The organism is Nocardioides salsibiostraticola (genome assembly GCF_054783655.1).
Genome location: NZ_BAAGQD010000016.1, coordinates 34,947 through 57,900, shown reverse-complemented (window position 1 = coordinate 57,900; position 22,954 = coordinate 34,947). Strand labels below are relative to the sequence as shown.

19 protein-coding genes, 1 pseudogene and 1 riboswitch are annotated in these 22,954 nt (G+C 66.9%); of the genes and pseudogenes, 5 read left to right on the top strand and 15 right to left on the bottom strand.

From position 1 onward, the window contains the following. Window positions 1-71: 71 nt before the first annotated feature. From ACYVLV_RS10535 to ACYVLV_RS10495, 9 genes are all read right to left on the bottom strand, one after another. On the bottom strand, window positions 72-584 hold the full coding sequence (locus tag ACYVLV_RS10535) for a hypothetical protein (RefSeq protein WP_460809771.1): 513 nt from the start codon (window positions 582-584) through the stop codon (window positions 72-74). Next, entirely contained in the window at window positions 581-2,479 is a 1,899-nt protein-coding gene (gene dnaG / locus ACYVLV_RS10530) for a DNA primase (protein WP_460809769.1), read from the bottom strand. The genes ACYVLV_RS10535 and dnaG overlap by 4 nt, the downstream gene beginning before the upstream one ends. Before the next feature lie 9 nt (window positions 2,480-2,488). Next, the gene (locus ACYVLV_RS10525) at window positions 2,489-3,745 is read right to left on the bottom strand and encodes a deoxyguanosinetriphosphate triphosphohydrolase (RefSeq protein ID WP_460809767.1); all 1,257 of its coding nucleotides are present in this window, start codon (window positions 3,743-3,745) and stop codon (window positions 2,489-2,491) included. Window positions 3,746-3,793: 48 nt separating this feature from the next. Continuing rightward, window positions 3,794-4,108 (bottom strand): DMT family transporter, encoded by a 315-nt coding sequence (locus ACYVLV_RS10520; RefSeq protein ID WP_460809765.1) that lies wholly within the window; start codon window positions 4,106-4,108, stop codon window positions 3,794-3,796. Window positions 4,109-4,120: 12 nt separating this feature from the next. Further along, window positions 4,121-4,183, bottom strand: a riboswitch (guanidine-III (ykkC-III) riboswitch). Window positions 4,184-4,341: 158 nt separating this feature from the next. Further along, a complete protein-coding gene (locus ACYVLV_RS10515; RefSeq protein WP_460809764.1) occupies window positions 4,342-5,277 on the bottom strand; it encodes a hypothetical protein in 936 nt (311 codons plus the stop codon). Window positions 5,278-5,407: 130 nt separating this feature from the next. Then, the gene (gene dusB, locus ACYVLV_RS10510; protein WP_460809762.1) at window positions 5,408-6,571 is read right to left on the bottom strand and encodes a tRNA dihydrouridine synthase DusB; all 1,164 of its coding nucleotides are present in this window, start codon (window positions 6,569-6,571) and stop codon (window positions 5,408-5,410) included. 2 nt (window positions 6,572-6,573) lie between these two features. Next, window positions 6,574-7,314: a hypothetical protein gene (locus ACYVLV_RS10505; RefSeq protein WP_460809760.1), complete on the bottom strand. Its 741-nt coding sequence runs from the start codon at window positions 7,312-7,314 to the stop codon at window positions 6,574-6,576. A 56-nt stretch (window positions 7,315-7,370) separates the two neighbouring features. Beyond that, entirely contained in the window at window positions 7,371-8,780 is a 1,410-nt protein-coding gene (locus ACYVLV_RS10500) for a glycine--tRNA ligase (RefSeq protein ID WP_460809759.1), read from the bottom strand. 57 nt (window positions 8,781-8,837) lie between these two features. Further along, window positions 8,838-9,158, bottom strand: a complete 321-nt coding sequence (locus ACYVLV_RS10495; protein ID WP_460809758.1) for an antibiotic biosynthesis monooxygenase family protein — start codon at window positions 9,156-9,158, stop codon at window positions 8,838-8,840. Window positions 9,159-9,257: 99 nt separating this feature from the next. On the opposite strand from ACYVLV_RS10495, the gene ACYVLV_RS10490 reads away from it, so the two are divergent. The 3 genes from ACYVLV_RS10490 to ACYVLV_RS10480 are packed head-to-tail and all read left to right on the top strand — an operon-like array spanning window position 9,258 to window position 12,015. Continuing rightward, window positions 9,258-10,136 (top strand): metal ABC transporter substrate-binding protein, encoded by an 879-nt coding sequence (locus ACYVLV_RS10490; RefSeq protein ID WP_460809756.1) that lies wholly within the window; start codon window positions 9,258-9,260, stop codon window positions 10,134-10,136. Continuing rightward, entirely contained in the window at window positions 10,133-10,972 is an 840-nt protein-coding gene (locus ACYVLV_RS10485; RefSeq protein WP_460809755.1) for a metal ABC transporter ATP-binding protein, read from the top strand. The genes ACYVLV_RS10490 and ACYVLV_RS10485 overlap by 4 nt, the downstream gene beginning before the upstream one ends. An 11-nt stretch (window positions 10,973-10,983) precedes the next feature. After that, window positions 10,984-12,015, top strand: coding sequence for a metal ABC transporter permease (locus tag ACYVLV_RS10480; protein ID WP_460809754.1), 1,032 nt, complete (start codon window positions 10,984-10,986; stop codon window positions 12,013-12,015). A gap of 2 nt (window positions 12,016-12,017) precedes the next feature. On the opposite strand, the gene ACYVLV_RS10475 is transcribed toward ACYVLV_RS10480, so the two are convergent. The 5 genes from ACYVLV_RS10475 to ACYVLV_RS10455 all read right to left on the bottom strand — a co-directional run bounded on the left by ACYVLV_RS10475 (window position 12,018) and on the right by ACYVLV_RS10455 (window position 17,643). Further along, complete coding sequence (locus ACYVLV_RS10475) at window positions 12,018-13,265, bottom strand: histidine kinase dimerization/phospho-acceptor domain-containing protein (protein ID WP_460809752.1); 1,248 nt, start codon at window positions 13,263-13,265, stop codon at window positions 12,018-12,020. A gap of 86 nt (window positions 13,266-13,351) precedes the next feature. After that, window positions 13,352-15,001, bottom strand: a complete 1,650-nt coding sequence (locus tag ACYVLV_RS10470; RefSeq protein ID WP_460809751.1) for a sensor histidine kinase — start codon at window positions 14,999-15,001, stop codon at window positions 13,352-13,354. Between the two features lie 95 nt (window positions 15,002-15,096). Beyond that, window positions 15,097-15,936, bottom strand: a complete 840-nt coding sequence (locus tag ACYVLV_RS10465) for an isoprenyl transferase (protein ID WP_460809747.1) — start codon at window positions 15,934-15,936, stop codon at window positions 15,097-15,099. Window positions 15,937-15,975: 39 nt separating this feature from the next. Continuing rightward, on the bottom strand, window positions 15,976-16,704 hold the full coding sequence (gene recO / locus ACYVLV_RS10460) for a DNA repair protein RecO (RefSeq protein WP_460809746.1): 729 nt from the start codon (window positions 16,702-16,704) through the stop codon (window positions 15,976-15,978). A gap of 84 nt (window positions 16,705-16,788) precedes the next feature. After that, entirely contained in the window at window positions 16,789-17,643 is an 855-nt protein-coding gene (locus tag ACYVLV_RS10455; RefSeq protein ID WP_460809745.1) for an alpha/beta fold hydrolase, read from the bottom strand. Window positions 17,644-17,800: 157 nt separating this feature from the next. Between ACYVLV_RS10455 and ACYVLV_RS10450 the strand changes: the two genes are divergently transcribed. Next, the gene (locus ACYVLV_RS10450; RefSeq protein WP_460809743.1) at window positions 17,801-20,536 is read left to right on the top strand and encodes an ATP-binding protein; all 2,736 of its coding nucleotides are present in this window, start codon (window positions 17,801-17,803) and stop codon (window positions 20,534-20,536) included. Here ACYVLV_RS10450 and leuA read toward each other — a convergent pair. Beyond that, a complete protein-coding gene (leuA, locus tag ACYVLV_RS10445; RefSeq protein WP_460809741.1) occupies window positions 20,514-22,250 on the bottom strand; it encodes a 2-isopropylmalate synthase in 1,737 nt (578 codons plus the stop codon). The two genes, ACYVLV_RS10450 and leuA, sit on opposite strands and share 23 nt — an antisense overlap. Window positions 22,251-22,589: 339 nt before the next feature. On the opposite strand from leuA, the pseudogene ACYVLV_RS10440 reads away from it, so the two are divergent. Beyond that, window positions 22,590-22,954: pseudogene (locus ACYVLV_RS10440) on the top strand (hypothetical protein); the annotation flags it as partial.

Sequence of the window (22,954 nt, the reverse complement as noted above, 5' to 3'; positions counted from 1 at the left end):
CAGCGAGGCAAGGTTAGCAAGGGTGGTGCCCGCGTCGAAATCGGGATTCCCTCTTTGACCCCAAGCGTGCTTCAGGAGGCGCCAACCTCGGCCTGGGCCGCGGCCAAAGCATCGTCCGCGGCCCGCGCGACCACGGGATCCTCGGGGTCGATGCCGTGGTCGTACTCGAAGAACCACGACACCTGCGCCGACCGACCCGGGGGCCGGCGGGCCACGACACGAACCCCGCGCTTGCCGGTGATCGGCACGTGGCGCTGCAGGACGACGCTGGCCGTGATGCGTTCCCGCACCAACTGCAGCAGCCGTCCGGGATCGGTCATCGTGAACTCGTAGACGGTGTGGGGTTGACCCCAGGCGCCCAATTCACTGACCCGAAGCACCTCGGACTCCTGATCCCAGTCGGCGCCCTTGATCTGCTCCCACGGCACCCGCCCCGGCAGATAGAACGCATCGCGGGTGCCGCCGATGGCGCACGTCGTGGTTGCGGACTCCTCGGCGGTTGCGACGGCCTCAGCCTGGGCCCAGGCCAGGACGCGTTCCCCCTTGGCCACCTCGAGCGGCGGTCGGGTCGGCCAGAACTTCATTCGGTCCCCACGATTCGATCGCGCAGCGTCCGGCGATGTTGCTCGAGGGCAGCGAGCTCTCCGAACATCTTGTTGTAGTCGCCGGGATTCTCCACCGGGTTGGTGCGTTGCAGTCGGGACTTCACCTGGGAGATGCGACGCATAGCGGTCAGCTCCATGAGTTTGAAGACGTGGTGGGCGATGTACGCCGCATCGGGTTCACGACCGGTCAGCAGTGGTTCGACGCCGAGCGCGCTGATGGCTGAGGAGACCGCCGGGTCAGTGGCCGCATCGCGCAGCCGAGTGCCCCAACCAGCATCGTCGGCTCCGGCTGCGGCTCCTCCTGCAGCCTCCACGAGGTCCCACACCGCTCGGTACGTCGGGTGGGTGAAGTCGTTGGCCCCGATGTCGGCGGTGGTCCGCCCGACCGCCAGCGGGTGCTGAATGATCAACTTCAGGGTCTGACGCTCCAACGCGAAGCGGGGGTCACGAAGATCCGGCAGCGCGCTGCGTGGCGCCTGCTGCGGTGGTGCCTCCTGCCGTGAGGTGGGGGTGCTGCGCTGGTCGTTGCTGCGTGCGGGCTGCTTGGCGGCACGCCGCACCTCGGTGCGGGCCTCGTCGACATCGATCCCGACCATCTGCGCGATCTCGCGGGCGAAGGCGTCGACCTTGGACTTGTCGCGGATGCTCGAGACCAGCCGGGCGCTCTCCCGCAGCGCGTCGACCCGACCGTCAGCCCGGTCGAGGTCGAACTTGGACACCACATTGGTCAGCACGAAGCGGTACAGCGGCACCCGGCGGGCGATGAGTTCCCGAACCGCTGCGTCGCCCTCGGCGATGCGCAGTTCGCAGGGGTCCTGCCCCTCCGGGGCCACGGTGACGTAGGTCTGGGCCACGAAGTTCTGGTCGCCACCGAACGCTCGCAGCGCGGCCTTCTGACCCGCGGCGTCGCCGTCGAAGGTGAAGATCACCTCGCCCCGGAACTCCTCGTGGTCGTTCAGGAAGCGGCGCAAGACCCGAGAGTGGTCATCGCCGAAGGCGGTGCCACACGTGGCGACCGCGGTGCCGACACCGGCGAGGTGGCAGGCCATGACGTCGGTGTATCCCTCGACCACCACGGCTTGGGAGGACTTGGCGATCTCGCGGCGGGCCAGGTCGATGCCGTAGAGGACCTGACTCTTCTTGTAGAGCGCGGTCTCCGAGGTGTTGAGGTACTTCGCCTCGATCTTGTCGTCGTCGAAGATCCTTCGGGCTCCGAACCCGATCGTGTCCCCACTCGGGTCCCGGATCGGCCACAGGAGGCGGCCCCGGAAGCGGTCGTAGGCCGAACGCCCGACAGCGATGAGACCGGCGGCCACGGTCTCCTCCTCGGTGAAGCGCTGCTGCCGCAGGTGACGCAGAAGCGCTTCGCCGTCGCGGGGGGCGAAACCGAGGCCGAAGGTGTCGGCGGTGTCCCCGTCGAACCCGCGCTCGGTGAGGAACTGCCGGGCCTGGGCGGCGTCGGAGGTGAGGAGTTGTTGGGCGTACCACTCCTGAGCAGCGGCGTTCGCCTCGATCAGACGACGGCGAGGCGGCCCCTTCGGCCGGTCCGGCGCCGGTCGGCCGTCGTCGTCCTCTCGGCGCAGGATGATGCCGGTCTGGTCGGCCAATCGTTCCACCGCCTCGGCGAAGGTCAGACCGTCGACCTTCATCAGGAAGGTGATGACGTCGCCGCCTTCCTGACAGCCGAAGCAATGAAAGAATCCGCGACTCGGGGTGACATGAAAAGAGGGTGACTTCTCGTCGTGGAAGGGGCACAGCCCCTTCATCGACCCGCCACCGGCGTTGCGCAGGGTCACGTAGGAGGACACGACCTCGTCGATCCGAGACTTCTCCCGCACCTCAGCTATGTCGTCCTCACGGATCCTGCCAACCACGGGGCGATCCTAGTCCGAGGTTCCGACAGGGTTTCCGCACAGTCTCCGATGCCAGCTCACAGCGCTGGCGTCGGTGAGGGAGGCGACCTGATCGATCATCACGCGACACCTCGCGTCGTCGTCCGGCGCTTCGCGCCAGTCGTCGGCGAAGGCTCGCTCCAGCACTTCCGGGCCGCGGTCGAGCAGAACCTCGGAGAGCTCGAGAAGCAGCTCCCGCTGCCGCCCCATGGCCGTCACCCGGTCCGCGGCCTGCATCACGTAATGGGCGGCGATGCCCTTCAACACCGCGATCTCCAGGCTGGTCTGTTCGGGCACCACGAGGTCGGCGCGGTAGCGGGCGAACGGGCCCTCGCCCGCCGCGAACGTCGCGGCTTGCACGGCCCCGCAGAAACGTCCGACCAGATCGCTGGTGAGGTTCTTCAGCGCGGCCAGGCTGCGACGGCTGCCGTCGTACGGCGAGCGCGGCCACGACTCGATCTCGCGGAGCCCGCGCAGAACCTCGTCGAGGTCGTCGTCCCGGGCATCGGGGAGGTACCACGCGCGGACGGTGTCCCACACTGCGGCGGTATCGAGGGCACACAGATCTATACGGTCCGCGACGGTGCCGTCCTCGACGTCATGCACCGAGTAGGCGACGTCATCGGCCAGATCCATGATCTGCGCCTCCAGGCAGCGCCGACGGTCGGGAGCGCGGTGCCGCATCCACTCGAAGGCGGAACGGTCGTCGTCGTAGAAGCCGAACTTGTGGGGGTCCGGGCCGAGACCGCGCGCCCAGGGGTACTTCGTGCAGGCGTCGAGCGTGGCTCGGGTGAGGTTCAACCCCACGGACCGACCCGCCTCATCGAAGGTCTTGGACTCCAGTCGGGTCAGGATCCGCAGGGTCTGGGCATTGCCCTCGAAGCCACCGATCCCATCGCTGAGGGAGGCCAGCACCCGCTCTCCGTTGTGACCGAAGGGCGGGTGCCCCAGATCGTGGGCCAGAGCAGCGGTCTCCGCGAGGTCGGGCTGACTGCCCAACGCACGCGACAAGTCTCGGGCCACCTGAGCGACCTCGAGACTGTGTGTGAGTCGGTTGCGACCGAAGTCGTCCGACAGTGGACCCACGACCTGGGTCTTGGCCGCCAGCCGCCTCGTGGAGGCGGCGTGCACGACCCGAGCCCTGTCCCGCTCGAACGGAATCCGCTCGGGGGCCACGACCCGTTTAGGGGGCTCGGGGACGATCCGCTCGACGGCGGCGTCGTCGTACGAACTCTGCTCGGCGTCCATCGGGGCGACCCTACTGGCCACCGGGGACACGGCGGTCCGCGGTCGGTCTCAGTGGGCGAGCTTGAGGCCGATGACGCAACCGATGAGGCCGGCGATCAGAGCAACTCGCACCAGGCTCACCGGCTCAGAGCCGGTGGCCATGCCGAAGGCAACCGTGAGCGACGCACCGATCCCCACCCAGACCGCATAGGCGGTCCCGATGGGCAGGCTGCGCATGGCGTAGGCCAGACCACCCATGCTCAGCACCACGGCGATCAGAAAGACCGCTGAGGGCACGAGCCGGGAGAATCCCTCCGACTTCCCGAGGGCGACGGCCCACACGGCTTCCAACACACCCGAAACGATCAGAACGACCCACGCCATGACGAACTCCTCGGCGGCCGTCTTGTCGCGATCCGGGTACGGCTCCCTCGTCCGGCGAGCCGCACCGGCTCGTGCGCTCACCATGGCACACCGCCGGCCACGACGCGCATGACTGTGGCCTCACCCGCAATCGGGCTCACCGCACCAACGGCAACGCCGCGACACGCATGCCCGGGGGCATACAGTCGCGGCGTCAGCCGATCTGTCCAGGAAGGCTTTGGGCCTGCCCTGGGTCAGTAGGTCGAGACGTGCACGTGGTCGTAGTGGTTGGCGGTGGTCGAGCCGCGGCTCGACATCCCGCGCCAGCCTTCGCCGCCACGCTCGACGGACCAGATCTGCTGGGCGTAGATCACGTAGCTGACCCCGAGGGCCGAGGCGTTGGCGCGAACGAAGTCTGCGACCTGCTGGCCGCGCGAGCCCGACACCATGATGTCGACGGCACGGCCGCTGCCGTGATCGCCACCGCCGCCGCGAAGACCGCCGTAGGTGCTGATCTCGGGGAAGGCACCGCACACCAGGTTGTGGACGGCCTGCACATTGGACCCGCCGGTGGTCGAGGTTCCGTTGGTGCACGATCCACCGGAGCTGACCGCAGCGGACTCGCCTTCGACGGCTTCCTCGGTCGGCTCGACCGGCTCGTCGGGGCTGAGGTACCCCTCGGTGACCCAGCGGGACTTGTCCCGGAAGACGATCTCGTCGCGGCCGTAGAGGTTGCGGCCGGTGGCCACGACCGGCTTGCCGGCGTCGATCTCGCCGAGGTTCTTGCCCTTCTTGCCCGGGTGGGTCCAGATGTTCAGGACACCGGTCGTGAAGAGCTCCGAATCGGCCTTGGCCAACGCCTTCTTGGTCGCGGCCGGGTCGAGGATCTTGTCGGCCTTCGTGAGCTTCACGATCACCTCACCGCGTTGGGTGCGAGCGGCGTTGGGGACGCGATTGTTCGTCCGGGAGGCGGACCGCGAAACGTTCTCGCCGCGGTCGGCGACGCTTCCCAGATCGGCGGCCACGCTACTGGCGACGGCGTCCTCGGCCAGCGGGATGCCACCCGGCGCTGAGGCCATGACTCCTAGGGCGACGGCGGAGGCTGTGGCGAATGCGGCCAGTGGGCCGGCGATGACGACGGCTCGCGGTGTACGGCGGGCATTGGCTTCCTGCTTGTGGCTGTTGGCCACGGCACTGGTCCTTTGCTGTTGCTGACAGGGCGTGTGCCCGGCAGCCGTGAGGCCGTCGAGCACATCTCGAGTGAAACACAGGTCAACGAGCGATCGTGAATCTTTGCACAAAGTTCATGGGTGTTCCCGATCACCCCCCGGTGAGCTCCACCGCGTCTTCACGAGGCACGGTGAACTGACCCACCGCATCGGCTGCCCCAGGCGTCCCGTCCGCATCATCGAGCCAACCCTCCGGAAGCACCACGCGCTCCCGCGGAGAGCCTTGGCGCCCACGGGGCGTACCGAGTTCGGCGACCGGGAAGGGCTCGTTCGGGTCGAGTCGAGCCAGAAGTTCGTCCAGAGAGTTCAGTGAGTCGACCAGGCCCAGCGAACGCCGCATCTCGCCGCCGGCGCCGAAGCCCTTGAGGTACCACGAGACGTGCTTGCGGAACTCGCGACATCCTCGCTCCTCCCCCATGTGTTGGCACAGGAGCTCTGCGTGGCGCCTCATCATGGTCGCCACCTCACCCAGCGACGGCAGCGTCGCCACCGGCGTACCGGAGAAGGCTGACGCGAGATCCCGGAAGATCCAGGGCCTTCCCAGACAACCGCGTCCGACCACGACGCCGGCCGCGCCGGTCTGTTCGATCATGGCGAGAGCATCCGAGGCCTCCCAGATGTCTCCGTTGCCCAGAACTGGGATGTCGACGTGGTCGACGAGCGCGGCGATGGCCTCCCAGTCCGCGACGCCCGAGTAGGCCTGCGCCACGGTCCTCCCGTGCAGGGCGATGGCCGCGCACCCCGTCTCCTGGGCGATGCGACCCGCATCGAGATAGGTCAGGTGATCCTCGTCCAGTCCTTTGCGCGTCTTGATCGTCACCGGGACGTCGTACGGCGCGGCGGCGACGACGGCCCCTTCGAGAATCCGTCCCAGGAGGCCACGCTTCCAGGGCAGGGCTCCCCCACCACCCTTGCGGGTCACCTTCGGCACGGGGCACCCGAAGTTCAGATCGACGTGGGCGACGCCGTACTCCTCGCAGAGGATCTTCGTCGCCTGCGCGACGTAGGTCGGGTCGGTGCCGTAGAGCTGCACCGAGCGCGTGGTCTCGAGCTCGTCGAAGACCAACATGCTCATGGTGGTGGCGTCGCGTTCAACCAGGCCACGTGAGGTGATCATCTCGCAGACGTACAGGCCGGCACCGTGCTCGGCACACAGACGCCGGTAGGCGGCGTTGGTGATGCCCGCCATCGGAGCCAGGACCACAGGGGTCGATACCTCGAGCGATCCGAGGGTCAGCGACGTGGGGATGCCCATGCCTAGTTGCCCTCGGTCTCGTTCTCTGACTTCTTCTGCTTCTTCTTCGGCTGCTTGATGGCCTTGGCCTGACCGTTCCAGGTGATCGGGTTGAACTCCTGGGTCGGCCGGAAACTCACCGAGCGGAACTCGGTGCCCTCCGGGGCGAGGTAGACCAGGCAGAACTTCTCAGACTTGTCGACCGCGAACTTCTTGGGGAAGTCGGGGTTGCTGGGGCACGGGGCGAAGCGGCTCTGGAACCGCGACGGTTGGATCAACGTCCCGTTCGTGTCCACCAAGTACAGAGGCACCTGCCGTTCACCCAGATCGGTGGCACCGACATTGGTCAACCTGGCTCGCACGAAGTACGGGGTCGTCTTCTTGGTGGTGGCGTCGAGTTTCCAACCCCCGAAGGACTCCTTGAAACTCGTCTTGTCCACCCGGGTCACCTCGATGTCGAGCGCACCGATCTGATCTTGGCGCGGCTCCCAGGCGACCGTGGCCGTCTCCCCTATCTGCAGTGCGCGACCGGGCTCGGTCAACTCCACGCCGACCGGCACCTCGAGGTAGGGCTCCTTCTCGACCGTGGCCGTTCCGGGCGTCCCCGACGGGCTCGAGGAAGCAGTCGCCCCCGACGTGGGCTCGGCCTCGTCCGGGTCGGACCCGCTGCAGGCGGTCAGGACCCCGGCCAGCAGCGCCGTTCCCGCGACGGCCGCACCCATCCGCACCCGCGTCGCCCGGCGGCGTGACGATTGGCTGTTCACCCCCACATCATGCCGGGTGGCCACAACGGGCCCCCTGGGTGAGAGTGAAAGGTGCTTCAGCAACCCAGGAGCCTTTCGGCGAAGTAGCCACTGATGGCGTCCAGACCGATCCGCTCCTGTCGCATCGAGTCGCGTTCGCGCACCGTCACGGCCTGATCGTCGAGCGTGTCGAAGTCGACGGTGACGCAGAACGGGGTGCCGATCTCGTCCTGGCGGCGATACCGCTTGCCGATCGCTCCGGAGTCGTCGAAGTCCACGTTCCAGTTGCGACGCAGCTCGCTGGCCAGGTCCTTGGCCTTCGGGCTGAGGTCAGCGTTGCGGCTCAGCGGCAGCACCGCGACCTTGACCGGCGCGAGGCGGGGGTCGAGACGAAGCACAGTGCGGGTGTCCACCCCGCCCTTGGTGTTCGGAGCCTCGTCGACGTCATAGGCGTCGACCAGGAACGTCATCAGGCTGCGAGACAGACCGGCGGCCGGCTCGATGACGTAGGGCATGTAGCGCTCGTTGCTCGCCTGATCGAGGTAGCTCAGGTCCTTGCCCGAGGCCTTGGCGTGGGTCGAGAGGTCGAAGTCGGTGCGGTTGGCCACGCCCTCGAGCTCACCCCACTCCGAACCCGAGAATCCGAAGCGGTACTCGATGTCCACCGTGCGCTTGGAGTAGTGGCTCAACTTCTCCTGAGCGTGCTCGTAGTGCCGCAGATTGTCGGGGTTGATGCCCAGGTCGGTGTACCAGCGGGTGCGCTCGTCGATCCAGTACTGGTGCCATTCCTCGTCCTCACCGGGCTTGACGAAGAACTCCATCTCCATCTGCTCGAACTCACGGGTCCGGAAGATGAAGTTGCCCGGGGTGATCTCGTTGCGGAAGGACTTGCCGATCTGGGCGATCCCGAACGGCGGCTTCATCCGCGAGCTGGTGACGACGTTGGCGAAGTTGAGGAAGATGCCCTGGGCGGTCTCGGGGCGCAGGTAGTGCAGGCCGGACTCGTCCTCGATCACGCCGAGGTAGGTCTTCAGCAGGCCGGAGAACTGACGCGGCTCGGTCCACGCACCGCGCGTCCCGCAGTTCGCGCAAGCCAGGTTGGACAGATCGACGGAGTCGGGGTCGACCTCCTCCCCCTTCTTCGACGCCTTCTCGGCCGCCTCCTCCTGGAGGTGGTCGGCGCGGTACCGCTTGTGGCAGGACTGGCACTCGGTCAGCGGGTCGGAGAACGTCTCGACGTGACCGCTGGCCTCCCAGGTCTGGCGCGGCAGGATCACCGAGGAGTCGAGGCCCACGACGTCGTTGCGCATGCGCACCATAGAGGCCCACCACTGGCGCTTGATGTTGTCCTTGAGCTCTACGCCGAGCGGGCCGTAGTCCCACGCCGAGCGCGTCCCCCCGTAGATCTCGCCGCACGGGTAGACGAAACCCCGCCGCTTGGCGAGGGAGACGACGTGATCAACGGTCGTTGCGGGCGGTTTAGCCACGAGGCAACACTCCTGGGGTACTGAGGATGAGAGGTCGGCTGGCTGCCGACGGCGGCGTCAGCCTATCGACCGACTGCCCCAGACGTTGAGGTCGGCTCCCGGCTCCACCGGCTCGTAGGCACTGGGCTCGTCGATGGCGCGACTCAGGAGGGGCACGCCGTGCATCTTGACGTCGTACGCCGACAGCGCACGTCGGTAGGCACCGGTGTGTTCCCACGTGGTCTGCAGGACCCAGAGGGTCGGGTCGTCGAGGTTGCGTCCGATCTGTCCGTTCACATAACCCGGACGCTCGGCGAGCACCTCGTGGGCCCGTTCGACGTCCCGACGGAACGCATCGGACTCGGCTTCGGGCACCACGAAACGGTTCACGACCAACATGGTGCAGTTATATCCCTGCTCCCCGGCCGCAGGCCCGATGGGCCCTCTGCCCCTTATCGGAGTTGACAATCATTCTCACTAAGGCGCAGAGTCGTCATCATGATGACTGCGAAACGGACCTGGGCCGCCCTCCTCCTGCCCCTCGGGCTGCTCACCGCTTGCGGCACCGACGCTTCCTCGGACTCCGAGACCACCATCGCGGTCGGTTTCTACCCGTTGGAGTTCCTCGCCCAGCGGGTGGCTGGTGACACCTACACCGTGGAGAACCTGACCACCCCTGGAGCCGAGCCCCACGACCTGGAGTTGGGCATCGCTGAGACCGTGACGGTCAGCAACGCCGCCCTGGTCGTCTACGAATCCGGTTTCCAACCGGCCATCGACGCCTCCGTGGACGAGAACGCCGAGGGAGCCACGCTCGACGCGACCGCCGTCGTGGAACTCGAGACGCTCGACTCGGGCGAGACCGACCCTCACTTCTGGCTGGACCCCCTGCGGATGGCGGACGTCAGCGATGCTCTGGCCGAGCGACTGACCGAGATCGACCCCGAGGGTGAAGAGACGTTCGTCGCCAACGCGCAAGCGCTCCGCGCTGATCTCGAGGCCCTCGACCAGGAGTACACCCAGGCCCTGGAGAACTGCGCCAGAGCCACGGTGGTGGTCAACCACGATGCCTTCGGATACCTCGAGAAGTACGGCCTCAAGCTGCACTCGATCCTCGGCCTCTCCCCCGACGCCGAACCCACCGCAGCCGACCTCCAGGACGTCAGGTCGGTCGTCGAGACCGACGGCATCACCACTGTGTTCAGCGAGACCCTGGTCAGCCCCAAGCTCGCGGAGACCCTTGCCTCCGATCTGGGGATCGACACCGCGGTCCTCGATCCCCTCGAAGGTCTCAGCGACGATTCGGCCGACGCGGACTATCTTTCGGTCATGCGTTCCAATCTCGCGGCCCTCCGCCTCGCCAACGATTGCCGATGACCGAGTCCGTCGCGGCACCGGTCGTGGAACTGGTCAACGGCAGTGTGGCCATCGGTGGCCGGCCGGTGCTGCGGGGTGTCGATCTGCGCATCGAGCCAGGTGAGTTTCTGGCGCTGATGGGCGCCAACGGTTCGGGGAAGTCCACGCTGGTCCGAGCTCTGACCGGGCTCCGGCCCCTCGCCCGAGGATCGCTGCGCCTGTTCGGCACGGACTTCCACGACTTCAAGCAGTGGCACCGGATCGGGTACGTCCCCCAACGCGCCGGGGCCACCAGCGGCATCCCAGCCTCGGTGTGGGAGGTCGCCGCCTCCGGCAGGCTCACCCGCCGGAAGCCCTTTCGGAGGTTGACTAAGCAGGACCGCGCCGCCATCAGCGAGGCCCTGGAGACCGTGGGTCTCGCCGACCAGGCGACGGCCGGGGTGGGCACCCTGTCCGGCGGACAGCAGCAACGGGTCCTGATCGCCCGGGCGCTGGCCGGTCAGCCCGAGGTGTTCTTCCTCGACGAACCCACCGCCGGAGTCGACCTGCCGAACCAGCAGGTCCTGGCCGACACGCTCAGTGTCCTGTCCTCCCGCGGAGCCACCATCGTGCTCGTCGCCCACGAGTTGGGCCCGATGACGCCCTTGGTCGACCGGGCGATCGTGATGCGAGAGGGTCGGGTCGCCTACGCGGGTCCACCGCTGACCGATGCGCAGGTCCACCTCCCGGGCTTCGGCCGTGACGGCGCAGCCGGGGAATCCTCCCATCAGCACAGCGATCACCACCGGCCTCCCGCGCGCGACCATCTTCCCGATCTCGCCGCTCCCTTCGACCACCCGTCCCGTCAGGGTCGGTAGGAACTTCACCGATGTTGAATCTGTTGACCGAACCCTTCATGGTGCGCGCCCTGATCGCTGCCATCGTGACCGGTCTGGCCGCCCCCGTGGTCGGGACGTATCTCGTTCAGCGCCGTCTGGCCCTGATGGGCGACGGCATCGGACACGTCGCCGTCACCGGTGTCGCCGTGGGTCTGTGGACCGGAGCCTCTCCCACGTGGACCGCAGTGGCGGTCGCTGTGCTCGGCGCCGTACTGATCGAGACCATCCGTGAGCGAGGACAAACCAACGGTGACGTCGCGCTCGCCCTGCTGTTCTATGGCGGGCTGGCTGGCGGCGTGCTCATCACCGGGCTCGCCGGGCAGAGCGCCAACAGTCTCAACCAGTACCTCTTCGGTTCGATCAACGCCATCTCCTCCACCGACGTCCTGATCACCGCAGCGCTGGCCATCGTGGTGGTCGTCGTGGGGCTGGGCCTCTCGCCGCAGCTGTTCGCCGTGGCTCAGGATCAGGACTTCGCTCGCGTCACGGGTCTGAGTGTCCGCGGATACAACCTTCTCGTGGCCGTGCTCGCGGCCGTGACCGTCACGGTGGCCATGCGGACCGTCGGGCTCCTTCTGGTCTCAGCCCTGATGATCGTGCCGGTGGCCACCTGCCAACAGCTGACCCGCTCGTTCCGGACGACCCTGCTGGCCGCGATGGGTCTGGGCCTGGGCGCGTCCATGGGAGGTCTGCTGATCGCGGCGTACGCCGCCGTCGGCTTCCAGGCCAAGGTCCAGCCGGGACCCAGCATCGTCCTGCTCTCGCTTGCCGGCTTCACCCTCACCTGGCCGATCGGGGCCTGGCTACGTCACCGTCGGCGACTGTGGGCGCCGTTCCCCGACGACGACTTGGGCGTCGACGAGGAGGGCCGCGCAGGCGGCGAGCACGATCACACCGATCAGCACCCTCACGTGCATGGCGAGGACTGCGGACATCCGGCGATTCAGCACGGGGACCACGTGGACTACGTCCACGACGGCCACCGGCACGCCCCGCACGGCGCGCACTACGACGAGCACTGACTTCAGACCGGGTCGCGCTCTACGCTCCTGGAGGGGGGCACCTGGTCCTCGCGCCGACCCCCGGGCGCGCGATCGTAGGGAGGATCGAGAACGCGCTGTGTTTCGCTGAGGAGACGCTCCGCCGACGCGGCGTCCGGCGGTAGTTCGGCGACCCTCAGGATGTCGGCGACCAACCGTGACAATCGCTCCGCCCCGCGTGAGATCGCAGCGATCTCCGGGAAGTCATCCAGGTCGATATCGGTCCTGGTCGCCAACAGATCCGCGTGACTGAGAACGATCATCAGGGGGGTGCGCAACTCGTGGGACGCCACGCTGAGAAAGCGGTCGCGCGCTTGGGTCGCCAACACCAGGTCCGTGATGTCCTGGATGACCATGACCTGGCCCGGTAGCCGCCGATCCACACTTCGGAGTCGTCGCGAGGTGACCGAAACCGCTCGGCGCGTCTCGGGATCGGGCCCGATCCACAGCTGGACGTCAGTGAACTCTTCTCCCCGAGCCGCCCGCACGGTCGGTCGTTGCTCCTCCGTCAACGGGGTGACTCCGTCCAGAGCGAACGTCGAGTTCGGACCCATCGGCAGATCGAGCGTCTGTTCGCCGGGGTAGGCCACCGCCAAGATCTCCCGGCCGTGCGGGTTGATGGTCGTGATGTGGCCGGTGTCGTCCATCACGATCACCCCGAGGGAAACACTGGTCATGAGGGCGCCCAGTTGCGCGGTCTTGACCTCAGCGTCGTTCCGCAGCCGGTCCACCCGTTCGGTCATCCTGGTCGCTGCGATCAACACCACCGCCGCCGCCGGAGGCAGCACGAAGGCGGGCAGCGCCTGGTCGAGACCGTTGGCGACGAACACGGCAGGTAGCGAGACACAAGCGAGCAGGGCTCCAAAGGCCAGCACCGATGCGGCGCGGCCGAAGCGATAGCCCAGCCACAGCACCGGAAGCAGCGCGAGCAGCCCCAAGCCGGCCGCATCGGGTGCCGTCCTGGCCAGGCCGCCCACTGCGATGTCGACCACGGCTACCGTGGCGAACAGGCGATGCGCGTGTCGACCTCGGATCAGGAAGGTGACCACTGTGAGCAAAGCGGCGATCGCCGCGGCATACGCCAGCTGCCACGGAAAGGACCCGCTCGACTCCGACTTGACCAGGACTCCGGTGACGAAGACGAACCCGAAGGTCGCCTGCAGGAACCTCGGGTCGGGCCCCTCAGGGCGTGACCGTAGGTGGTTCTGCTTCCCGAGAGATGTCGCCGCCACCATCGGCTCCTCCGAACTGTCTACATCTCTGGCGACAGCCTAGGGCCCTGGAGTGAACCGCTCCTTGTCGGTGCGGGTTCGGCGTGTCAGGCGGTATGTAGCTCGTTGTGCACCGAGACAGGGAGACGGACCCGGAAGACGGAGCCGACACCCTGTTGGCTCTCGACCTCGATCTGTCCCCCGTGACCGTCGACGATCTGCTTCACGATGCTCAGGCCGAGGCCGATCCCCTGGATGTTGATCTCGGCGGTGTTCTTGGCCCGGAAGAATCGGGTGAACAGCCGTTCGCGATCGGTCTCCCCGATGCCGATGCCGGTGTCGGCGATGCTCAGCTCGATCTGGTCCCCGCATGCGATCAGGGCGACGTTCACGCAACCTCCCGGTGGGGTGTACTTCACCGCGTTGGACAGGAGGTTGTCGGTCATCTGGGCGAAGCGCTGTGGGTCGACGTCGATCCTCAGGTAGGGCGGGGCCTGCAGGGTCATCTCGACCGCGTGCTTCGCGGCGAACTCCGTGGCGACGCCCACCGAGCACCGCACGATCTCGGTGACGTCCGTGGGCGCCCGCAGCAACTCGATCGGTCCGCGATCACTCTGTGCGGTGTGGAGCAGGTCGTTCACCAAGCGGTGCAACCGATCGGCATTTCGCGCAACCACCCGGAGGTGTCGTGAGGAGATCTCGGGCAGGTCGTCGTCCTCCAGCATGATGCTGACGTACCCATGGATCGACGTCAGCGGCGTCCGCAACTCATGGGAGACCGACGCGACGAAGTCCTCTCGGATCTTCAGGGCCTGCATGAAGTCTGTGACGTCCTTGCAGACCAGCGCGGCTCCGATGATGTTTCCGTCGTCGTCGCGCACCGATCGTGCCGAGACCGAGAGGGCTCGTCTCTGTTCGATCTCCTTGCCGACCCACAGACGGAGATCGTCGAACTCCTCACCGGCACAGGCCCGCGTGATCGGCCGGGCTTCCTTGGTCAGCAAGGTCGTCCCGTCCTCCGTGTAGACGTGCCAGCCGTCCGGGAAGGTCGAGAGGTGGAAGAAACCGTGGTACTGGTCGTTGGCCGAGAGGATCCGGCCGCGTTCGTCGACCAGCACCAGACCGACGTCGACGGTGTCCATGATGGCGGAGGAGAACCGTTGTTGCCGGTCCGATGCCGCGAGAGCCTCCCGCAACAATCGCTGCCCGTGCTCGGCGTCCTCGACTGCCTCCTCGGCGTGTTCGATGCTGCGAGCCAGAGCCAGGCTGGCCCAGATCACCACGACGGGGAACAGCAGTGCCCTCGAGATGTTGAAGCCGGTGCTGTCGGTCGTGGTGATCAGACCCATGCTGAGAAGAGCCATCACGGCCAGCGAGCCCGCGATGGCGCCTTGCCTGCCGAAGGAGTGGGCGAGCCACAGGGCGGGGATCAGTGCGAGCAGGGCCACCGCCCCGGCCGCTGGGTCGATGCGCATCAACCCGATGCCACCGATATCGAGCAGGGGAACCAGAGCGGTGATCGTCGTGTGACGACGAGCCCTGGACGAGGCGAATGCCAACACGGAACTCAGCAGGAGTACGCCGGCCCCCGCGAACCACCACCCGGAGGTGATCGGTTGCTCACCGGCCAGAACGTAGGCGCCGGTGTTCAAACTGATCAACAGTAAGAGCACAGCCTGGATGCCACGCGGGTCGGGAGCGTCGGAGAACAGCAGACGGTTCCCGATGACCGCGGAACCCTCCCGAAAACTGATCATCGCTTCGCACTTTCTATCGGTGCCCCCACCAGACCCCATGCTTCCACCTCGCTGGGTGGCCGCGTCACGGGCCAACCAAGAATGGCCCGAAATGACTAGGAGCCCTGGTCGTTCGGCTCAGATGCGCCACTTGACTGAACCGGCCCAGCCGGCCCAGTCGGCCCAGCCGGTTCCGCCCCGCCGTACCTCCGGTCGCGGCGAGCGTAGGTCTCGATTGCCGCCCACAGACTGCGTCGGTCGACGTCGGGCCACAGCACATCGGTGAACACCATCTCGGCGTACGCCGCCTGCCACAGCATGAAGTTGGACAGTCGCTGTTCACCGGACGTCCTCCACACCATGTCGGCGTCGGCCAACTCCGGGACATACAGGTGCCGGGCGAATACCTTCTCGTCGATCTTGTCGGCCTTCAGCCGGCCCGCAGCGACCTCACGAGCGATCGACCGCGCCGTGTCGGCCAACTCCGCCCGACCCCCGTAGTTCACGCACATCGTCAGCGTGAGCACGTCGTTGTCCCGGGTGAGCTCTTCGGCTACCTGGAGTTCCTTGATGACCGACTTCCACAGCCGCGGGGCCCTGCCGGCCCAACGGACCCGCACGCCGAGCTCGTGCATCTCGTCGCGGCGCCGACGGATGACGTCTCGGTTGAACCCCATCAGGAACCGGACCTCGTCAGGAGAGCGCGACCAGTTCTCGGTGGAGAAGGCGTAGGCGGAGATGGCTTTGACCCCGATCTCGATGGCCCCCTCGACGACCTCGAAGAGCGAGCTCTCCCCCTCCTGGTGGCCCCGCGTGCGAGGCAGACCCCGTTCCTGGGCCCACCGACCGTTGCCGTCCATCACCACGGCGATGTGCTTCGGCACCAGCGCCGGGGGGATGGCTGGGGGTCGGGCACCCGAGGGGTGTGGCGTAGGAGGACGGACGGTTCGCTTCATGGTCTGTTCACCTCTCGACCCGGCCACATGCGGCTCCGGTCATCGCTCCACATAGGCCATCGACCGCAGTTGACGCTCCAGGTGCCAGGCGAGGTACGCCGAGACGAGCCCGCTGGCTTCTTTGCGGTGTCGCGGCTCGGCCGCCGCGACTGCCTCCCAGTCGCCGGCGAGGAGGGCCCCGAGGAGTTGGATCGTCTGTGCGGCAGGGCTGGCCGACCCGGGGAGTCGGCAGGTCGTGCACAGCACTCCTCCCATCGAGGGGTTGAACCAGGTGTGCGGACCCTCGCGGCCGCAATGCGCGCAGTGATCGAACGACGGTGCGTATCCCGCCACCGACAACGACCGAAGCAGGTAGGAGTCCAGGACCGCACCGGGACGACGGTCAGCGGAGGCCAACGCTCGGAGTCCGCCGATGAGCAGCAGGAACTGCTGCACATTCGGTTGACGTTCCTCGGAGGCCAACCGCTCGGCGGTCTCCAACATGGCCGTTCCTGCGGTGTACCGCTCGTAGTCCGACCCGAGTTCGTTGGCGAAGGAGGCGCGGGTCTCAGCCTGCGTGACGATGTCGAGATTGCGGCCGACAGCCAGTTGCAGATCGACGTAGGTGAAGGGCTCGAGCCGCGAGCCGAACTTTGAGCTGGTCCGACGCACCCCCTTGGCGACGGCACGAACTTTCCCGTTGCTGCGGGTCAGCAGGGTGACGATCCGGTCCGCCTCGCCCAGTTTGTGGGTGCGCAGCACGATCGCCTCGTCGCGATAGAGAGGCACCGGCCCAGTCTGCCCCACACCGGTGCCGCGGACGCGTGGCGCGGGGCGTGTCGGTGACCACAGTGGGACCTCAACGGTGAGACCTCAGGCGCGGCGCTGCGAACGGCCTGCCGGTTTCCAGCACTCCAGCGCGAACTCGGAGGCAGCCCGGTTCAATCGCGCGGGCCGGACCCGCCACTCCAAGATGCTGTGAGCCTCGACGAAGGTCGACGTCGGCAGTTCCTCGGCAAGCATCGCAGCGTCGGCGGCCGGGTGGATCGGGTCGGAGGGGTGCCCCACGACGAGAGCAGGTGCGGTGATGGCTCGTCGTTGGGTGGACGACGGGGCCACCCGCCCGAAGAAGATCCCGTGCACCACGGCAGCCATCGAGTCGGCGCGCTGGTCCAGGGTGTCCAAGGCGATTCCTGCCCAGAACGGGACCAGGCCCCGCGGCACCGGCCGGGTGAGGAGGCGCAGTCCGCCGATCGTGAAGGGGAGGAAGCGGGCGGCGAACAGCATCGGGGCGAAGGCGAGGATCCCGGCCTCGAGGGCGTTGTTCAGGACCGGCATCTCGGCGATCAGCCCCCGCACCCGCTCGGGTGCGATGGTTGCCACCTCCAAGGAGACGTTCGCGCCCAGCGAGGTGCCACCGATGACTGCTTGATCGGCACCGAGGTGGTCCAGCAGTGCCACCACTTGCTCCGCGAACGCCGTCATGGAGTACGCCAGCGGGTCCGCAGGACGATCCGACCGACCGTGCCCCAGCAGATCCACCGTCACGACGTGGAGTCCCTCAGCGGCCAGCGCCATCGCGAGGGGCTGATGCATCCGACGGGGCATGAGTTGACCGTGGATCAACACGACCCAGCGGTCGCCGCCGCCGTACTCGGTGAACTCCAATCGGTCGCGACCGGAATCGCCCTCGATGAAGAACTGGCCGATTCGTTCTGAGACCAACATGGCCAAATCCTATCGTTGTGGCCGAGATACCGGACAAAACTTGTTCCATTAGCGTGACTGAGAGCCGTCTGTGGCTTGTAATAGGCCTGTGCCCAACGCTGCCCCCCGGCTCAGCGGTTGGCGAGGGACGCTCGGGCTCGTCCTTCTTGTCATCGCAGTGAACCTTGCCCTCATCGACAACGACGTGGCCCTCGCGGGCACGTCGTTGGCTTGGAGCGCGGTCGGATTCGCTACGGCTCTTCTGACCCTCGCCCCCATGAGTCGGTGGATCCTGCTCGTCCCGCTGACCCTGATCATCCCGGTGGGCGCGGCGGTCGCGCAAGGGGTCAACGCGGAACTCGCCGTACGTTTCGGGGCCGTCGAGACCGTCGCGGCCCTGGTCGCGGCCCTGTTGCTGCGTCGCGGTCGGCGCGAGGTGCCAAGCCTTGCCACACCACGAGACGTGTTGTGGTTGTTCATCGCCGCGGGGGCGGCCGGTGCGATCGGGATGGCCCAACCCGCCCTGGAAGTGACCGAACTGAACCCCTCCGACTGGAGGGTTTTCGCAGCAGCGCTGATGGCCCACGCCACCTCCGTTGTGGCGGTCCTGGCCCTCGGTCTCACCCTGCGCTACGCGCCACCTCGAGGAACCACCACCGAACTGGTTGCTCAAGTCGGCGTCATCAGCGCCGTGGCCTACCTGGTGTTCGGGATGACCGAGGGCTTGTCGCTGACTTTCCTCCTCGTTCCCATCCTCGGTTGGGCGGCACTACGTCTCGACCGGCGTGTCGTTGCCCTGGAGTTGGGCGCCCTCTCAGCGATCGTCGGCACGGTGTCGTTCCGCGGGGACGGTCCCTTCGCGAGCCTGCTCCCCCAGGACAGTGAACCCATCGTGGTGGCGCTGGTGGCCAACGCCTTCGTCCTGTCGCTGTACCTCGTAGCGCTCCCTCTGGTGACGGCCGTCTACCAGGCGTCCTTGGTGTCGGCTCGCACGCGCGACAACGAGGAGGTCATGCATCAACTGTTCCTGGACTCCCCCGTGGGCATCCTGCTGCTGCACGCCGAGGGAGCGACCCTCGTGGTCGACGAGATCAACGAAGCCGCCCGAGAATCGTTGGGGATGACGTCTGAGGGCGAGGGTGGCTGGGATCTCCTCGACCTCATCGAACCAATCGACGTACGCACCACGCCGCACACTTGGGTGCGCGATGACGTAGGACCGATCTGGCGTGGGTTGGCGCGGGCCGAACTGCGACACGAGAGTTGGCTCGACGTGCACGTCGCGACCATGCACACCGACCGTGGGCTTATCTACTCCGTGCAGCTCATCGATCTGACCGACGAACGGGTGGCGATGGCTCGGGTGGAGTCTGTTCAACAACTCACCGACGCCACCGTCGACACCGCTCGCTGCATCATCATGGTCGTCGACTCGCGCGGTCGCGTGCTGAGACTCAACGCGGCCACCCGCGAACTCACCGGGTACTCCGAGGTGGACCTGCTGGGAGTACCCGTGTGGAACACCCCGCTGGCTCCGATCGACGAGACCGATTTCGATTCACTCCTGATGTGGCCCAACCGCTCGGGGCAACCGGTCTATGCCGAACGTCCGATGCTCGGCAAGGGCGGGGAGCGGCTCCGGGTGATGTGGAGCTGCAATGTGGTCTCTGCGCCCGGCAACCCCTCGGAGTACGCCGTGGTGACCGGGGTGGACGTCACCTCCGAACGGGCCAGCGCCGGGTTGCTGACCCACCTGATGCAGGCCGGCATCGGTACGGCCCTGATCGGGATCGACAACCGCGGGATGGTCATGGTCTTCAACCACGGGGCGTCCCTCCTGCTCGGGTTCGACGCCGAGGAGGTGCTGGGGAAGCCGTTCGTGGAGATCCTCGATCCCCAACAGCTTCAGAACCGAACCTCGGCCTCCACGCCCGGCGAACAGTTCATGAGTCTGGTCGGGTCGATCGACCTGGAGCAGGAGGCTCCACCCCGAGACTGGACGTGGATCACCAAGACCGGCGCACCCATCGATGTGTCCATGTCGCTGTCCCTGACCGACGACATCGTCTCCGACCGGGTGGGTTTCCTCTGTGTGGGCCAGGATGTGACCAAACCTCGGGAGACGCAACGGGCGCTGGCGGAGGCGCTGGAGACAGAGCGCGGTGCGATTCGCCAACTGCGCGAACTCGATCGGGCGAAGGACGAGTTCGTCTCGACGGTCTCGCATGAACTACGAACGCCCACCACCAGCATCGTCGGATACACCGAGCTGCTCCTGGGGAACGCGGAGGACGAGGAAGACACTGCCCAGCTGCGGCTGCTGCGGGCGATCGAGCGCAACGGCAAGCGGCTGGTCGTGATCTGCGACGACCTTCTCCTGCTCAGTGGCTTCCAGTCCGACACGACTCGACGTGACTCCCGCCGCATCGACCTCGGCGGTGTCCTCCGGACGGCCGAGGAGTCGGTGCCACCCCTGTTGACCAAGCGTCAGCTCGACGTGGTCTTTGCCGGGGTGGACAGCCACGTCGAGGTCGTGGGCGACGCCGCCCAACTCGAGCGGGTGATCATCAACCTGGTCAGCAACGCCATCAAGTTCACCGAGGACGGAGGCCGGATCGAGGTCGGCCTGGAGGTCGTCGGCAATCAGGCCCGCATCACGGTGGCCGACACCGGGATCGGTATCGCCGCCGCCGACCGCGAGAAGGTCTTCCAGCGGTTCTACCGGACCGCCACGGCTCAGGAGCGCGCGATCCAGGGCACGGGCCTGGGGTTGGCCATCGTCTCCAGCATCGTGGAGAGCCACCAGGGTCGCATCGATCTGACCTCGAAGGTCGGGGAAGGCACCAAGGTCGTGGTGCGCCTTCCCCTTCCCCCGAGCCTGTCGCTGGTCTCTACGGTCGAGGAGACCGGTTGACCGCGCCGATCACCGCGCGCAACGAGGCGGTGACGATGTTCGCGTCCAGCCCCACTCCCCACAGGACGTGATCTCCGACGGCGCACTCGACGTACGCCGCAGCGATGGCGTCTCCGCCCGATGAGAGCGCGTGCTCGTGGTAGTCGAGTACCCGTACGTCGAAGGGCGGCTGCCCGTCGGGGCGCTCCATCTCGTTCAGGGCGTTGACGAAGGCTGCGATCGGACCGTTTCCGGAGCCTTCGAGCGTCCGCATCTGACCGTCCACGCTGACGTTCACCGTCAGGGCGTCCTTCTCCCCCGCCGCTGAACTGGTGTGCACGGAGTCGAGGGCGAGCGGACTGGACTGGTCGAGATACTCGGCGCGGAAGGCGGTCCAGATCTGCTCCGGTGTCACCTCGCCGCCGATGGCGTCCGTGCGGCGTTGGATGACCTGGCTGAACTCGATCTGGGCCCGCCGGGGCAGTTCCAGGTTGTGCTCGGCCTTGAGGATGTAGGCCACGCCGCCTTTGCCGGACTGGCTGTTGACTCGGATGACCGCTTCGTAGGTGCGGCCCACGTCCTTGGGGTCGATCGGCAGGTAGGGCACGGCCCAGTCCTGCTCGCCGATCGGGACTCCCGCGGTATCGGCGTCGGCGGCCAGCGCCTCGAAGCCCTTCTTGATGGCGTCCTGGTGGGAGCCGGAGAAGGCGGTGTAGACGAGGTCTCCGCCGTACGGGTGCCGTTCGGGCACGGGCAGTTGGTTGGCGTACTCGACGGTCCGCCGGATCTCGTCGATGTCGGCGAACGAGATCTGCGGGTCGATTCCCTGGCTGAAGAGATTCATACCCAGGGTGACCAGGCAGACGTTGCCGGTGCGCTCACCGTTGCCGAACAGGCATCCCTCGATGCGGTCGGCTCCCGCGAGGTACCCCAGCTCTGCGGCGGCCACGGCGGTTCCCCGGTCGTTGTGGGGGTGCAGGCTCAGCACGATGCTGTCGCGTCGCGGCAGGTTCCGATCCATCCACTCGATCGAGTCGGCGTAGACGTTGGGTGTCGCCATCTCGACTGTGGCCGGGAGGTTGATGATCAGGGGCCGCTCGGGCGTGGGCTCGATGACGTCGATGACCGCGCTGCAGACCTCCAGCGCGTAGTCGAGTTCCGTGCCGGTGTAGGACTCCGGGGAGTACTCGTAGTAGATCTGCGCGTCCGGGGTGTGGATCTCGGCGTACTTCAGACACAGCCGCGCACCCTGGGTGGCGATGTCGGTGATGCCGTCCTTGTCGAGCCCGAAGACCACGCGTCGCTGGAGGGTCGAGGTCGAGTTGTAGAAGTGCACGATCGCTTGCTTGGCCCCGACCAGCGACTCGAAGGTGCGGTCGATCAGCGGCTCACGACACTGCGTCAAGACCTGGATGACCACGTCGTCCGGGATGTGATCGCCCTCGATGAGCTGGCGGACGAAGTCGAAGTCCGTCTCGCTCGCGCTGGGGAAGCCGACCTCGATCTCCTTGTAGCCCATCTCGACCAGCAGTTTGAACATGCTGAGCTTGCGGGCCGGAGACATCGGGTCGATGAGCGCCTGGTTGCCGTCGCGCAGGTCGACCGCACACCACCGGGGTGCTTCGGCGATGGTCTTGGCGGGCCAGGTCCGGTCAGCCAGTTGAACCGGCTCGAACGGCGCATACCTCGCGAAAGGCATCCCACTGGGCTGTTGGGGGTTCTGCTTCTTCGTCATGCTTCCTCGCTTCGTTGCAGCTGGTGGCCGGCACAGCGAACTCTCCGCAACGAGGGGTCCGGACTTGTCAGACCTCGGTGCGGCAACGAAGGAGTAGCAGTGGTCGCGTCATAACGATTTCCAGCCTACCGCAGGTTCCGGTACAGGCGCCGGTTGAGGTGCGAGCCTTCGGACGCCGGTTGAGGTTCGAGCGCAGCGAGTCTCGAAACCACCGGCCCCGCACGCACAACGAGCCTGGCGCCGGTTGAGGTGCGAGCGCAGCGAGCCTCGAAACCAGCGCCGCGAAGACCGATCCGTCGACCGAAAAGGACTGTCGGTGGGTTGCTATTCAATGAGTTCATGACCGACCTACCTCTCGATTCGTGCCCCTCGGGGGCTGAGTCTCCCGACGCCTCCGAGGTGGCGCTCAAGAGGGTGCTTGGGATCAGGGGCGAGATCGAAGACCTCGAGGTCAACAAGCTTCGGGCGCTCGTGGAGTGGATCGTGGTCAACGAGGTTGATCCCGCGACCCATCAGATGGACCACATGTGCAACCGGGCGGTGCGGACCTCTGGGGAGGGTTCCCCGTTCGTGACCGAGTTCGATCTGATGGAGTTCGCCGCGGTGTTGGGGATGACCACTGACAGTGGTGGTGCCTACATCTGTCGGGTTTCTGAACTGCGGTACCGGCTCCCGTTGTTGTGGAACCAGGTCGAGGCCGGGAA